The sequence below is a fragment of the Pleurocapsa minor HA4230-MV1 genome, from assembly GCA_019359095.1.
In the GTDB taxonomy this organism is placed as follows: Bacteria; Cyanobacteriota; Cyanobacteriia; order Cyanobacteriales; family Xenococcaceae; genus Waterburya; species Waterburya minor.
The window spans coordinates 249,981-262,395 of sequence record JAHHHZ010000011.1 but is presented as its reverse complement, the minus strand read 5'-3'; the positions used below and the strand labels follow the sequence as shown (position 1 = coordinate 262,395).

Here is a 12,415-nt window from a genome sequence, read left to right as displayed (position 1 = left end):
CCACTCAACTTTTAGCCACGGAAAAGCCAAACAAACTTCGATCGCTTTCTGGGCATAGGAGTTGCGATCCATAAAATTAGTTCTAGCAGCCAGGGTGCAAAACGCTGACACAACAAAGCTATATAACTCTGCCAGCCAACATAAATTTCTTCTTTGCCTCGTTTTAACCCTGCAACCAAAGCCAAGGCAACTTTTTGGGCGGTCATCGGTTTTACTAGGCGAAATAGTTTGAGTCCCCGCACCATATCAGTATCGGTTAAGGTCGGCAGCAAAGAAACTACCTGCACATTTTCAGGAGCTAATTCGGCTCTTAATGCTTGGGTAAATCCGACTAAAGCAAATTTGGTAGCTGAATAAGTAGCCATTGTGGGGGCAGCAATTTTTCCCATCAGGCTAGAAACATTGACTATCGTTCCTTCTTGTTGATGAACCATGCGTTTGGCAATTAAACGAGTGATAGTATAAGTTCCCATTAAGTTAAGAGAAACCTCTGCCTCAATCTGTGCAGGGTTGGTTTGCAAAAAGCTACTTTGGTGTGCCACTCCTGCACAGTTAATTAGCAACTGAATTGGGCCATGTTGTCGCCAAGCTTTGATTACAGTCATATTTACTGCCTTAATTTGAGTTAAATCTAAAGGCAGGACAACAACTTCGATGCTGGATAAAGCTTGAATTTCTGTAGCTAATTCTGCTAATTTAGCGCGATCGCGAGCGACTAAGATTAGTGTTTTAAGTTCTTGTTGGGCTAAAGCTAGAGCGATCGCTCGCCCAATCCCGCGAGAAGCTCCAGTGATTAGAGCCGTTTTCTGTGATAACTTCATAGCAAAAATCTCTAATTAATAATGGTTGCAGTGATGTTTGAAAAGATAATGTGCAGCAGGTAAATCAGCGTAAAGACGTGAGCAAAAGAATTAAATTTTATGAAGAACAATTGACAAAAAACTTTCGCTTCGGTCGTAGCTTAACAAATATAATTTACAATTGGCAATATTTTTTTAGCTTACAAACTACTCAAAACGGGGATCACGCCTAACTGATTCAGTTTGCAGAGTCAAAATTTAAAATAAAAATCATCAGAAAAATCACAGTCATGCAACTTTCATTAAAACGACACACCAAAGTCATACAACATTATTATCTTAAAAAAATATTCTATAGTTTCTTTTTATAAAATTCACGGTGCAAGTTTATGTCAACTTCTCCCCAATATGATCGCGATCGCGATGTAATCATCAATAATTCTTCGCCTCGTCGTCGCCAAATATCTCGCAAATCAGTCACAGCTTTGGCTTTAGTTTTATTTGGTGCAGGACTTGGTGTAGGAGCAGACTATCTGTTGGCTCATAATAGTTTACTTTTAGGAACTTCCGCCGTGGCTGAATCTAATTCAGCTACACAATCAGCTACAGAATCAGTCACAGAAGCTAATAACCAAGTTACTGCCCAATCATCAGCGACTGCGACGAGCAATCCGATCGCGGCGATCGTTAAAGAGGTAGGGTCAGCGGTAGTACGCATTGATTCATCTCGCACAGTCGAGAATCCTAATGCTGAGATGTTTAATGACCCTTTTTTCCGTGACTTTTTTGGTTCTCAAGGGCCTCAAATGCCAGATACACGAGTTCAAAGGGGAATGGGATCTGGATTTATTATTAATAACAATGGCACGATTTTAACTAACGCCCATGTTGTCGCTGGGGCCCAAAAGGTTACGGTCACTCTCAAAGATGGTCGTACTTTTGAAGGTAGAGTAATGGGTAGAGATCCCGTTACCGATGTGGCAGTGGTTAAGGTAGATGCCCAAAATTTACCTGTAGTCAGAGTTGGTGATAGTCAAGCTCTACAGCCAGGGGAAACGGCGATCGCCATTGGTAATCCTTTGGGATTAGATAATACAGTTACAGAAGGTATTATTAGTGCTACGGGTCGTTCTTCGGGACAGGTGGGCATTCCCGATAAACGAGTTAATTTCATTCAAACCGATGCAGCCATTAATCCTGGTAATTCTGGTGGCCCTTTGCTCAACCAGCGAGGAGAAGTAATTGGGATCAATACCGCAATCATTCAAGGGGCGCAAGGACTGGGTTTTGCGATTCCGATCGATACCGCTCAAAGAATTTCTGACCAGTTAATTGCTTCAGGTAAAGTAGAACATCCTTTTTTAGGTATTCAAATGGCTACCCTTACTCCAGAGGTCAAACAAGAGATTAACTCGAACCCTAACAGTGGTTTAGTTGTAAATGATGACCAAGGAGTTTTGGTGATTAGAGTAGTACCAGATTCTCCTGCGGACAGAGCTGGCTTGAGAGCTGGGGACGTTATCAGCCAAATTAATGGTCAAGCAGTTAAAGACGCTGATACCTTGCAGCAAGTAGTAGAAAATAGCCAAGTGGGTAAAAATCTTCAGTTAGATTTAAAGCGCAATGGACAGGAGCTAAATTTAGCCGTTAAAGCAGGGGTATATCCCACCGCTCAAGCCGATCTAGAAAATCAAATACCTTAAAAACATTATCCTCTCTGGACTTGGGACTTATTTTTAACATTCTCATACCAAGCCATGAGAGGATACGCACTGATCCCATAAATAATGATCGACAACACTACAACTGTATAGGTAATCCAAGCAATTTGCTCGGCAGTTTCACCAGTAACTCCTTCGCCTAAAGCATAAGTTAGATAGTAAATTGAGCCTAAACCTTTGATCCCAAACCAACCCATGAGGTTGCGAGTATTTTTCGGTAAACCGCTTCCCAGCGTACTTAACCAGACTCCCAGAGGACGAATAACTAAAAATAATAATGCGGCAACGAGTAAAGATTGTCCTGCATACTTGAAGATCGGCTCAAATAGCAAAACAGTACCTAAGATGACAATTGCCGTAATTTCTAATAGCTTTTCCATCTGCTCGGTAAACTCCATCTGGGCAATGTGCTTTTCACGCTGAACCAAATGACTACGATGCACTACTATTCCAGCCACAAACACCGCCAAAAAACCATAGCCGTTAACTAATTCAGTTAGCGAGTAGGTAAGTAGGATAATGCTGAGGGCGACAAAATCTTTCATCAAATCGTCGACGGAACGTCGTTTTTGTGACTGATGATCAATCCAAACGACAACATTTGCCACTACAACACCCATGACGATTCCTGAAGCGATCGCCCACAGTAAATCTATCCCCACCCAGCTTTTCAGCCAATTATCCCAGTTAGAATCTTTGATGGCATAAATGCCAAAATAGACAAAAGGAAATGCTAAAGCGTCATTTAAACCTCCTTCAGAAGTTAGGGCAAAGCGCAACTCATCTTGATCTTCCACATCGCCCATCTGCACTTCAGAAGCTAACACAGGATCTGTGGGAGCCAGGATTGCTCCTAACAGGATCGCAGCACCCCAACCCATACCTAATGCATAGTGACCGATCACAGCTAAGGCGAAGATCGAAATCGGCATTAATAACCCAATTAATCTAATCGTCGATTGCCATGCCCAAAGCTTGAGCGGACGATTCATTTTTAGTCCACAGCCAAATACCGAAACAATGACCACAAATTCGCTTAATCTTTGCAAAAATTCAGCATCTGGTCTAATTTTGACTAAACCCATGCCATATGAACCTAATAAAACACCAACTACTAGATAAATTAAGGCATAGGAAAGAGGTAGGCGTTCAATCCAACCAGAACCCAATGTCACCCCCAGCAACAATGTTCCAATAACTAAAAGGCTGAGAATATAACTATCCATTATTTTTTTTTTTGATTGAGGCTGCCTCAATTTACCGCAACTACGCTGAAGGTAAAATCTATTAATAGTTGCATCGTGCTATTCAAACGATTAGTAGAAGAGTGTATCTTCAGCAGGATGCCAACAAATATTAAATCTTGAGTTAATAGTAAATTGAAATGTTAGTAAAGTCTTATATATAACAATGTCTTTTTTATCAAAAACTCAGCTTCGTAAGCTTGTGACTATTAGCTTAATTTTCTTAAGCGTATTTTTTGGTTTTACTTTAGGAATCGGTCATAGCGATCGCGTTTTGGCAGAGGTATTAAAAAGAGATGCAGTTGGTATTACCGAAGAAGGTTCTTTAAGTGAAGCCGAATATGAATCAGCTAAGGCAAATCGTAATCAAATTCAAGCAGAAAGATCTAAACAAGCCGCAGAAGATTTAGACAATAAAAAAGCAGCAGACAAACTTAATTTAGAGGAAATTGTTGTGCCTCCAGTAATTGAAAAAGCTTTAGATTTAGACGACTAGTACCGCTTCGCGGAAGTCAAAAGTCAAAAGTACCATATCCGAAGGTGTATCCTTTAGGACAAGGATATATAGTCATTCCAAATAAAAAACATACGATTTTGTAGTAGGGGCGATTCGCGAATCGCCCCTACGAGGATTATCGCTTTTCGCATCATCTACTAGCATACGGAAATTAATTGGAATGACTATAACATCAAAAGTTAAAAGCAATTAATCTTAAGGCTTTGCCATAAAAGTAATCACAGCAGTTGGCAACCAGGCGACCCGATTGTTGAACCTCAAGGAGCTTATCGTCTTGCTAATGGTAAGTTGGTGTTGAGCTTATTTACTGAGGTAAGAAGTTATGAATGCTTCAGTATAAGGGTTAACTAAATTCAAAACTTAGTACCTTTTGAAACAGAGAAATTATGGCAAGTAAAGAGAATTATTCGTTAATTGAGGCAATGCTAAAACGGCGATCGCGTCGCTTTGGCAAAGGAATGAAGCTAGGTGGAGCTTTAGATTATCAAAGTCAACATCAACCGCAGCCACTAACTCTCGAACAAGAAGCACTTTTAGGCTTTGCTGCTTCAGGAGTAACGGGTTATGCTTTAGCTGAGTTACCCTACGCAACCGCAGTTGAAAATTCGATAGGTAGCGGTGGCAATATTATGGTTAACTTTATCGGTCGTACTGTTGCCAGTGCGGATGCGATTCATGGGGTGGTTGTTTTTGTGATGAACGACCAAGGGACGTGGATGCTCAAGCGTCCTCAAGATTATCCTCGTACCGATATCCCTAGTTTAATCGATCTGTCCCAAAAGCAACAGTTTGTCGAGCTTTACGAGTGCAGTCGCGTAAAAATTGCCGACCGCCGAGTCGATCTTCCCCGACAACTTCCCTATTTGATGCCGTTTAATACCTGGGCTGCCAATATACTTGGTACTACCTATTTTTTGGCAGTTAATGACTTATCTGGCTTATATATTAATATTATGCTGGCAATGTTTAGTGAAGACATTGGCTTTTTTATGGTAGATGATCGCAACGGTTATAAACCGGCGGGAGTAGAAAAGTTTGGCAAATCTAAAGGCGGACATCTCGAAGATGACTTGACCAAAGAGTCATTTATGTACATAAGTGCAGCAGAAACTTTGCTGGCAGAATTTATCGCCTGGGAACAGGGTTCTATCCATCAGAATTTGGGCTTAATGGCTTCTATGTTAGGTTTAGGTGGCTATCCTCACTTCGCTGCCCACCCCTACATTTGGTTTGAGTCATTAGGCTTCCGTATGAATAAAATCCCCTTTACCAAGCTAAATGGAATGAATCCCTTGATGAGTAAAATCGTGCGATTGATGGGCAAAGACACCAATGTTCCCAACGCTGTCGGCTTAGAAAAAGATGGTGAGGTGCTGCTCAAAAATTACGCCCCCCCCTATTATCAGAATATGGAAGAAGCGGTACTTGCTTTTATCGACCATAAATACAATGCCAAACAGGGAACGTTTCGCGATGGAGGAGAGATAACAGGCTGGCAAGACGGTAAAGCAATACAGGCAGCAATTCCCCAATATTCCGACAGCGCGATCGCAGCTACTATCGCCTGCTGCGAATATATTTACAATCGTTACGGTCGTTTTCCTGCCACTACTGGCGCATTTCGCACTCTGCTAGCTTATCAGGCGCATCAACTCGATCTTGAGTTTTATCAGCGTTATTACCGTCCCGAAGCAGTTAATCTTCCTTGAATTACGGACAATGTGGTTCTGTTGCAAAAAATAGGAGTCGTCGTGTAGTATTTTATGCGTTAGCAATTAGACTCACAGCTTCGAGCCTAGTTCATGAATCAAATAGGACTGCTATAGACGGTTTAATTCTGACTGTTGAGCCGACTTAGGAAACTTTTTAGGCGATCGCATTGAGGATTGGTCAATATTTCTTTAGCGTCGCCTTCTTCTTCTACTACTCCTTGGTTGAGAAAAATTACGCGGTTGGCAACTTCACGGGCAAACTGCATCTCATGAGTAACTACCACCATTGTCATTCCTTCCTCAGCCAACTGTTTCATTACGCTTAAAACTTCCCCGACTAATTCTGGATCGAGTGCGCTAGTAGGTTCATCAAAGAGCATTATTTCAGGTTTCATACAGAGACTTCTGGCGATCGCTACTCGCTGTTTTTGCCCCCCAGAAAGCTGTTCGGGATAGGCATTCGCTTTACTACTCAAGCCTACTTTATCTAAATAGTGTAAGGCGCGATCGCGACACTCTAATTTTGATTCTTTTAATACTTGAGCAGGAGCTAACATCAAATTTTGCAATACATTCAGGTGCGGGAATAAATTAAACTGCTGAAAAACCATCCCTACTTTGGTTCTTAACTGCTTGAGCTTGTGTGAACTAATTTTTGCTTCAGATAAGTCAATATCCATTACCTTTAGCTTGCCACCATTAATAGTTTCCAAGCGATTGCAGCAGCGCAATAGAGTACTTTTTCCACAGCCAGAAGCACCAATTATAGAAACAACATCCTGTTTATAAAGTGAAGCAGTAATGCCTCTTAATACTTCTAAGGTACCGTAACTTTTTTTTAAATTATCAAAGGAAATAACAGGGGTAGAGGTAGACATAATTATGTATTTCATTTAGCTAATCTTTAGCTAAAATAAATGGGTTTTTCTTGTATATCTGTTAGATTGATTACATTAATTATCTTTGTTTGTAGTCATAATCTTTTCAACGGTAAAATAATATTATTAATCTTATAACTACCGATTCATCTTGTCTATATCTATAGATATACATCGCTAGATATATTTTAAAAAATAGCGTAAATTTTGTCTTGCGCAGCTAATTGAAATTGAATTAAATGAAATTTGCTCGAAGTTTACTATTGATAGTTTGAGCATATTTCTGTCGATCAAATTAATAATTATTGACATATTTAAACAATATTATGATTTTCAATTTTATTTTTTACTAGATAGTTTCAATTAAATACAATTTACAGATCAATTATGAATCAGAAAAAAATTCAATTTTGGTTGCAAAGGCTGAGCTTATGTTTAGTCGGGTTATTACTAGTAACCGGCCTCAACCATTATCTAATTTCTCCTTTAAATGCCCAAGGAGTTTTAAGAGTTGGCACAGAACCAGCCTTTCCGCCTTTTGAAATGCAGGCACCAGATGGCAAAGGTTTTACTGGGTTTGATATCGATTTATTTAAGGCAATTGGTGAAGAAGCGGGTTTAGAAATTCAATTTAAAAGTATGCCTTTTGATGGCTTAATTCCCGCATTACAATCAAAAACTATTGATGCAGCCATTAGCGGAATGACTATTACCGCCGAACGAGGACAGACAGTAGATTTTTCCCGTCCGTATTTCCAGTCTGGTTTAGCGATCGCTGTAAGAAAAGAGAACAAAGGAGAAATCACAAGTTTTGCTGATTTAGAAAACAAAAAAGTTGCCGTGGCGATCGGAACAACTGGCGCACAGGAAGCTGCAAAAATACCAGGAGTAGAATTATTTACTTTTGATAACTCGGCACTGGCTTTACAAGAGCTAAGTAATGGCAAGGTTGATGCCGTAGTTAACGATTCACCTGTAACTCTTTATGCAATTAAAGTTGGTAACCTGAATAATGTTGAAGTGGTGGGCGAGCTATTAACCGAAGAATATTATGGGATAGCATTTCCCAAAGGCTCCCCCAACGTTGCCAAAGTAAATGATGCCCTAGATGAACTACTCAAAACTGACAGATATCGCGATCTTTACCAAAAATGGTTCTCTGGAGAGCCGCCCAAACTACCGTTAGTTGCTCCAGCTTTAGAAGGAGAAACTGCTGCCTTTAGTATTGTTTCAATGTTCCCCACTTTATTGTATGGAGCAACCATCACCATCTTGCTGACAGCGTTTTCAGTCTTTTTTGGCACGATTGGCGGAACTTTATTGGCTACTGCCTCAATTTCAGATTTTAAGCCTTTGGGCTGGCTCTGTCGTATCTATGTCGATTTCTTTCGCGGTACGCCTCTATTGGTTCAAATCTTTATGATTTACTTTGGTTTACCATCGCTTTTGCAGGAAATAGGCGTAGATTTTAGCTTTAATCGTTTTGCTGCTGCGGTTACAGCTCTTAGTCTTAATTCTGCTGCTTATTTAGCTGAAATTATTCGCGGTGGTATTCAATCGATTGACCAAGGACAGTGGGAAGCTTCTCAATCGATGGGTATGGGATGGGTGCAAACCATGCGTCATATTATTTTTCCCCAGGCTTTTCGTCGCATGTTACCACCACTGGGTAATGAGTTTATCACCATGATTAAAGATACTAGCTTGGTGGCAATTATCGGTTTTGAAGAACTATTTCGTCAGGGACAGCTGATGGTAGCAACTACCTATCGCGCCTTTGAAATTTATGCAGCAGTGGCATTAATCTATCTATTTTTAACTTTTATCGCTTCTAGAGTCTTTAGCTGGTTGGAAAAACGTCTTAACCCAATGCGCCGTTCTCCTAAAAAAGCTGTAGCTCAAATAGATTCAACTCCAGAACAAATAGCAAGCTAACCAACTCAACAATTTTAAACACCAGAAATCAATTTAAAGTGAGGGGATAATGTCCAATTGTGTAATCAACTTGCTCCCTATGGGTGCAATAACTTGTGGTGTAATTTTTTGCTATTGTACTGAAGCGATCGCCCAGTCTACAAGTAGTTATCCTAATGATCTAGGTCAGGTCACAAACGTCAATCAATTGAGAGATATCGTCCCTACAGATTGGGCTTACGAAGCCTTGAGAAGCTTGGTAAATCGCTATGGTTGTATTTCAGGGTTTCCCGATCGAACCTATAAAGGTGGTCAACCTTTATCTCGTTATGAATTTGCAGCAGGTTTAAATAGCTGCTTAAATCAGATGGAACGTCTAATTGCTAGCTCAGAATCAGTATCCACCGAGGATCTGGCCACCATCGAAAGATTGAATCAGGAGTTTGCAGCGGAATTAACTACTTTGAGAGGTCGAGTTGATGAAATTGAAAGTCGGACGGCTGCATTAGAAGACAGTTCTTTTTCGACTACTACTAAGCTCAATGCAGAAATTGTCAACTATGTGTTGGGAACATTTGGCGATGCTAAGCCAGACGGTAGCGACATTGACAACGAAATAACTTTTAGCAGTCGGGTACGGCTTAATTTTGACAGTAGCTTTACGGGAGAAGATCGCTTAAGAGTTCGTTTACAGGCAAGAAACGTTACTAGTCCTGCAACCTCTGGCGGTACTAATTCCCTGGCGCTTAACTTTGAGGGAAATAATGACAATAATATTGAAATTAATGATCTGTATTATACTTTTCCTGTTACCGAAAAAATTTCCGCTTTAGTTGGTACTAATGGCGTAGATGTTGATGATTTCTTTAACGTTGTACCTACCATGGGAGTAACTTATGATAGTCTCTCGCTTTTTAGTGCCTACAACAACTTAATTTACAACAATGCTAATGGTGGTGGTGCTGCTCTCGGTCTGGATTACGATCTGTTAGAGTCGGTTAATTTAGCCGTGGGTTACTGGGCAACTAATCCCGCAGATCCTAGTGCTGGCAATGGTTTATTTAATGGTAACTATGCTGCTGGGGCAAACTTAAATATTGCCTTATTAGATGAGCGCTTAAACTTTGCTCTGGCTTATCTTCGCGCATATCAGGGTGCAGGAAGTGGCTATGATTTAGCTGGCTTTGCTGGGACTGATGCAGCGACAGATCCCTTTGATGATCGAGCCAATTCGGCGAATAATTATGGTCTTGCCAGTAGTTTTCAGGTTTTAGAAAAACTTGCTGTTGGAGGTTATGCAGGCTACACTACCGCGACCACAATTGATGATAATGCTGATGCCGATATTTTTAACTGGAGTGCTTATGCAACCTATATCGATCTATTAAAAGAAGGCTCGACTTTTATTGTTAGCTTTGGTCAACCACCTACTCTAGTAGGTTCTGGCGGAAACGCTGTAGCTGACGATCCTGATACACCCTATCTATTAAACGTGGAATATCAATATAGCTTCAACGATTTTATTCAGTTGACCCCTGGCGGCTATGCTTTATTTGATCCTAATGGTGATTCAGATAATAGCACTATCTATGTAGGCACTTTGCGAACTATTTTTAGATTTTAGTTATAGCAGTCGAAGTAAAGGTTAGGATAATAAAAATTTTATCTCGCGCAAAGACGCAAAGGCGCAAAGACGGACGCGAAGCTGACGCGAGCTTGCGAGCTAACCCTTTAGGGAATTTTTTAGGACAAAGACGTTTATCCCGCTTAGTTTGCGGCAAAGGCGCAAAGGGATTAGGAGTTAAAGCGGATATGCCAGTAGGTTGGGTTTAGGCACGAAACCCAACGATTAAAAGATTTTGTTGGGTTTCACTATCGTTCTACCCAACCTACTTAAATGAACTAATTAAAAACGTAGTCTATTCAAATGAAAATGGCTGTGATAGTGCCAATTTTATCTAGTAGGAGCTTCGTTCAGCGCTCTAGCAACTGCTTTCCAGGCTGGCTTTTGGTTATATTGACGATCGCGCAGTAAAGGACGTACCGGGGCCCCATCTTTTCTGGGAGCAAAATCGCTCAACCAAGTATAGCGGTCAGTTAATCCCCAATTAACTACGGTAGTGACAGCAGGCTCATCTAACACCACAGAAAGATATTCATAGTATGATTCCGCTACAATGCGATCGCGCACTTCAATGTTTTGTGGTAATTCTATATCGCTGACATCCAACTCAGTAATAATAATTTTTAAGCCCAAGCTGGCAACATCGCTCAAAAATTTACGGAACTTATTACCATCAAAATCTTTATTCAATCGAGCTAATAAATGGCTTTGAAGACCTAAAGCGTGAATTGGTGTTCCGTTAGCCTTTAATTTAGTCAGTAAAGCCAATAAGGCACTCCGTCGTTTTTCCCAATAGCTGTTTCCCAAAGCATTGCTATATTCTAGAGCGGTTTCATTTAAAATTAGCTTAGCACCAGGATCTGCTTCGTGGGCGAGGACAAAAGCTCGTTGAATATAGCCTGGGCCTAAAAACTTGAGCCAGGTAGGATATTTATCACCATTAAAACCACTCACCATCGTATCTCTTAAGCCATCTGGTCTACCATCTTCGACATTGATTACTTCATTAACCACATCCCAGGAATTTACCCTGCCTGCATATTTTTTGCCTAGAGTTGAAATATGAGTAGCAAAAATCTGCTCAATCTCCGCATTAGTAGTGTTAGCAGACTTAAACTTTTCTACTAACCAAGGGGAATTAAATTGATTCCAAATCATCGGATGACCACGGAAAGCCAAATTATTTTGTTGAGCAAAATTAAAGAAAGGGTCTATTTCATTAAAATTGTAATTGTCTGCACCAAATGGCCCTACTGTTACGCCAAAAAAACCACCTACTATTAGACCATAATCTTCAAGAAATGTACGCTGAAACTTTAGATCTTGGGCGAAATCACTAGGCGATCGCTGATGGAATCCACCATATAAGATCCCTTTACTAGCAGCTATTTGGCGTAAACTTTCTATGTCATTGGCTTTATTACTCTTACTGTTCAAATATTTACTATCCTGTTGGGCAAATACTGATTCACTGTTTAATTTGTGTAGCAGAGTGCCTATTCCTAAACCGCCTAAACTACCCAAACCAAGCAAAAAAGATCTTCGTCCACTGCTAGTTTTTTTTATACTCATAACACTACTAATAATTAATAATAAGGTTCAAATATCAACCTTCATCTTAACTTCACATCAATCTAGATGTCATAGATCTAAATCCAATTGAGATTTCAAGTAGGGATATTAATACGCTTAAAATAACTTCCTAAATACTCAACCTCATCGCCGAAATTGATGAATTTAAAGGGTTTTGGAAGGCTTTAGGAATGTTGGCCCCTGAACGGTTAGTAGCATTAATAAAAGTAACAACCATTGAAAGCATTGGTTGCTCAACTCGGATTGAAGGTGCCAGACTTAGCGATCGCCATTCCATCAAATCAGACTCATACCGCTTAGTTGAGGAAAAAATTGTTGCCACCTACCTAAATTAAGTAAATGTTTGATTTTGTCTGTTGGCAAAAGGGCGATCGCGTCGAGCAATTTAATGAGTATGTATGCTATGAAACCT

At 40.3% G+C, this 12,415-nt stretch carries 10 protein-coding genes; 5 read left to right on the top strand and 5 right to left on the bottom strand.

Features of this window, described 5'->3' with window-relative positions:
- Positions 1–11: 11 nt before the first annotated feature.
- A complete protein-coding gene (locus KME09_03590) occupies positions 12–821 on the bottom strand; it encodes an SDR family NAD(P)-dependent oxidoreductase (GenBank protein MBW4532997.1) in 810 nt (269 codons plus the stop codon).
- A gap of 368 nt (positions 822–1,189) precedes the next feature.
- Here KME09_03590 and KME09_03585 point away from each other — a divergent pair, with 368 nt between their 5' ends.
- Positions 1,190–2,503 (top strand): trypsin-like peptidase domain-containing protein, encoded by a 1,314-nt coding sequence (locus tag KME09_03585; GenBank protein MBW4532996.1) that lies wholly within the window; start codon positions 1,190–1,192, stop codon positions 2,501–2,503.
- A 5-nt stretch (positions 2,504–2,508) separates the two neighbouring features.
- Here the strand turns inward: KME09_03585 and KME09_03580 are convergent, their stop codons facing one another.
- The gene (locus KME09_03580) at positions 2,509–3,747 is read right to left on the bottom strand and encodes a sodium:proton antiporter (protein ID MBW4532995.1); all 1,239 of its coding nucleotides are present in this window, start codon (positions 3,745–3,747) and stop codon (positions 2,509–2,511) included.
- Positions 3,748–3,931: 184 nt separating this feature from the next.
- Between KME09_03580 and KME09_03575 the strand changes: the two genes are divergently transcribed.
- Together KME09_03575 and KME09_03570 are read left to right on the top strand one after the other, a co-directional pair.
- Complete coding sequence (locus KME09_03575; protein MBW4532994.1) at positions 3,932–4,261, top strand: hypothetical protein; 330 nt, start codon at positions 3,932–3,934, stop codon at positions 4,259–4,261.
- Positions 4,262–4,668: 407 nt separating this feature from the next.
- Entirely contained in the window at positions 4,669–5,991 is a 1,323-nt protein-coding gene (locus KME09_03570; protein ID MBW4532993.1) for a hypothetical protein, read from the top strand.
- A 122-nt stretch (positions 5,992–6,113) separates the two neighbouring features.
- Here KME09_03570 and KME09_03565 read toward each other — a convergent pair whose 3' ends face one another.
- The gene (locus KME09_03565; GenBank protein MBW4532992.1) at positions 6,114–6,872 is read right to left on the bottom strand and encodes an amino acid ABC transporter ATP-binding protein; all 759 of its coding nucleotides are present in this window, start codon (positions 6,870–6,872) and stop codon (positions 6,114–6,116) included.
- A 387-nt stretch (positions 6,873–7,259) separates the two neighbouring features.
- Here KME09_03565 and KME09_03560 point away from each other — a divergent pair, with 387 nt between their 5' ends.
- Together KME09_03560 and KME09_03555 are read left to right on the top strand one after the other, a co-directional pair.
- Complete coding sequence (locus KME09_03560) at positions 7,260–8,807, top strand: ABC transporter permease subunit (GenBank protein MBW4532991.1); 1,548 nt, start codon at positions 7,260–7,262, stop codon at positions 8,805–8,807.
- Positions 8,808–8,886: 79 nt separating this feature from the next.
- Entirely contained in the window at positions 8,887–10,410 is a 1,524-nt protein-coding gene (locus KME09_03555; GenBank protein ID MBW4532990.1) for an iron uptake porin, read from the top strand.
- A 330-nt stretch (positions 10,411–10,740) separates the two neighbouring features.
- Here KME09_03555 and KME09_03550 read toward each other — a convergent pair whose 3' ends face one another.
- Positions 10,741–11,982: an endo-1,4-beta-xylanase gene (locus KME09_03550; GenBank protein MBW4532989.1), complete on the bottom strand. Its 1,242-nt coding sequence runs from the start codon at positions 11,980–11,982 to the stop codon at positions 10,741–10,743.
- 130 nt (positions 11,983–12,112) lie between these two features.
- Complete coding sequence (locus tag KME09_03545) at positions 12,113–12,325, bottom strand: hypothetical protein (protein ID MBW4532988.1); 213 nt, start codon at positions 12,323–12,325, stop codon at positions 12,113–12,115.
- Positions 12,326–12,415: the final 90 nt, after the last annotated feature.

What these genes read in the sequence shown, in the direction of transcription:
- KME09_03565 (MBW4532992.1), bottom strand. Translation starts at nt 6,872, where the DNA reads ATGTCTACCTCTACCCCTGTTATTTCCTTTGATAATTTAAAAAAAAGT.
- KME09_03570 (MBW4532993.1), top strand. Translation starts at nt 4,669, where the DNA reads ATGGCAAGTAAAGAGAATTATTCGTTAATTGAGGCAATGCTAAAACGG.
- KME09_03550 (MBW4532989.1), bottom strand. Translation starts at nt 11,982, where the DNA reads ATGAGTATAAAAAAAACTAGCAGTGGACGAAGATCTTTTTTGCTTGGT.
- KME09_03560 (MBW4532991.1), top strand. Translation starts at nt 7,260, where the DNA reads ATGAATCAGAAAAAAATTCAATTTTGGTTGCAAAGGCTGAGCTTATGT.
- KME09_03580 (MBW4532995.1), bottom strand. Translation starts at nt 3,747, where the DNA reads ATGGATAGTTATATTCTCAGCCTTTTAGTTATTGGAACATTGTTGCTG.
- KME09_03585 (MBW4532996.1), top strand. Translation starts at nt 1,190, where the DNA reads ATGTCAACTTCTCCCCAATATGATCGCGATCGCGATGTAATCATCAAT.
- KME09_03555 (MBW4532990.1), top strand. Translation starts at nt 8,887, where the DNA reads ATGGGTGCAATAACTTGTGGTGTAATTTTTTGCTATTGTACTGAAGCG.
- KME09_03590 (MBW4532997.1), bottom strand. Translation starts at nt 821, where the DNA reads ATGAAGTTATCACAGAAAACGGCTCTAATCACTGGAGCTTCTCGCGGG.
- KME09_03575 (MBW4532994.1), top strand. Translation starts at nt 3,932, where the DNA reads ATGTCTTTTTTATCAAAAACTCAGCTTCGTAAGCTTGTGACTATTAGC.